Annotated in this window: 2 protein-coding genes; both read left to right on the top strand. The window is 63.8% G+C overall.

All coding sequences use genetic code 11. The features are described 5' to 3' along the window. Window positions 1-561 (top strand): methyl-accepting chemotaxis protein (locus tag FXV83_RS41815; RefSeq protein WP_235939799.1); only part of this gene is annotated, 561 nt, incomplete at its 5' end. A 358-nt stretch (window positions 562-919) separates the two neighbouring features. Beyond that, window positions 920-2024: HAMP domain-containing protein (locus FXV83_RS41810; protein WP_235940625.1), on the top strand; the 1105-nt coding region annotated here is incomplete at its 3' end.

The following is a 2024-nucleotide window of genomic DNA, read 5'->3' as shown; positions in this document are numbered from 1 at the left end:
GCCAAGGAAACCGACAGCCGTATCGGCAAACTCTCGCATGCCGCCCAGCAGATCGGCGAGGTCGTCAAGCTGATCACGGCAATCGCCGAGCAGACCAATCTTCTGGCGCTCAACGCCACCATTGAGGCGGCGCGCGCGGGTGAGGCCGGCCGCGGCTTTGCGGTGGTTGCCAGCGAAGTGAAGTCGCTGGCGAGCCAGACCGCCAAGGCGACGGATGAGATTTCCTCGCACATCGCGGGGATGCAGGGAGCCACGGCCGAATCGGTCGCCGCGATCAAGGAGATCGGCGCCACCATCGGCCAGATATCGTCGATCTCGACCTCGATCGCCAGCGCCGTCGAGCAGCAGGGCGCCGCCACCCAGGAGATCGCCCGCAGCGTCCAGACCGTCGCGCAGGGCACCCAGACCGCCGCCACCGACATCGGCCAGGTCAACCGCGGCGCCGCCGAAACCGGCTCGGCCTCGGAAGAGGTGCTGAACTCGGCCAAGACGCTGTCGTCCGAAAGCACCCGCCTGCGCGCCGAGCTCGACCGCTTCATGGCAAATATCCGGGCGGCGTAAGCGCTCTGCTGTTGCCCCACTCTCATCTGGTCGTCCTGGCGAAAGCCAGGACCCATTACCCCAAGGAGGACTCGTGGTGTGGCGCTGGTAGCCGCGAGTCTTCGCCAAACAACTTCCTGGGATAATGGGTCCTGGATCAGCGCTCGCTACTGGACAACGCTTCGCGTTACCAGGAGCTCGCTTGTCCAGGACGACGAGGGAGAAGGACCAGGCCAAATCTCCCCGCGTCACCGACCCGCAAGTTGCGGCGCCGCAAATTTACCGGCGCTTATCCTTTGCCCCGTAACGTGCAGACGAGTCAGGAAGCGGGCTGCTTCCGGGCTGCGCCGGTTTTCCGCGAATGGAATGGGGTGGGGGAATGTCCGCCAAGTCTACCGCTTTGTCTAAGCCGAACAACAAAGCGAAGCTGCTCACCTTGCGGTTTCGCGCAAAAATCATCCTCGGCTTCGTGGCGGTGCTTGCCATCCTGGCCGTCAGCATGGCCTTCGCCTATTTCGGCTTCGAGCGAATCGCGGGCGCCGTGGCCTCCTACCGCACCAGCGTGTCGGAAGCCGACCTGGCGCGAACCGTCGATCGCGAGCTGGTCGCCTATCAAGGACTGGCAAGGGCCTACACGCTGACCGGCGCGGCGGACGATGAGACCGCGGCCAAGGCGGCCGAAGAGAATCTGAAGACGGCGATCTCGAAAACTATGTCCGCCACGACAGGCGCGGCGCGGCGCGAGCAGGTCGGCAAGCTCGAGGCTGATTTCCAGCGCTTCACGAAGGTGTTCGGGGAGATCATCACGCTGACGCGTGAAAACAACAAGATCGCGAGCGACGAACTGAACAGCGTCGGCAACAAGATCCGCTTCAAGTTCGACGATCTCGCCGACACTGCGGCGCTGGCGGGGCTTGCATCCGTTCAGACCACGGCCAAGGACATCACCTCGCAATATCTCGCGGTCTCGACTTCGGTTAGCGCCTTCGTCGCCAAGCCGGAGCCGAAGACCGCCGACGGCGTGATCGCGCGCGTCAAGTTCCTGGAGACCCTGCTCGTCTCGATCTATGCGAACGACCAGAAGATCACCGATCGAGTCACCGAGATCGGCAATCTCCTGAAGCAGTACCGCACCTCCTTCACAAAGCTGTCGGAGAACGTGAAGATCATCGTCAAGCTGAACGGTGAGATGACCAAGACGGCGGCGTCCATCCTCAAGCTTTCGGCCGAGCTGCGGTCGGACCTGACCGCCGACCAGCAGCGCATCGAGGCCAGCGCCAATGTGACAATCGGAGAGACCGAGCGGCTGATGCTGATGCTGGCGCTGGGTGGCCTTGCCATCGGCGCCGCGCTCGCCTGGATGCTCGGCAACGGCATCTCGCGTCCGATGATCGCGATGTGCAAGGCGATGCGCGAGCTTGCCTCCGGCAATTTCGACGTGGTGCTGCCCGGTCTGGGACGCAGGGACGAGATCGGCGAGATGG

The sequence above is a fragment of the Bradyrhizobium hipponense genome (assembly GCF_008123965.1).
Lineage (GTDB): Bacteria > Pseudomonadota > Alphaproteobacteria > Rhizobiales > Xanthobacteraceae > Bradyrhizobium > Bradyrhizobium hipponense.
This window is presented reverse-complemented; position numbering and strand designations above follow the sequence as displayed.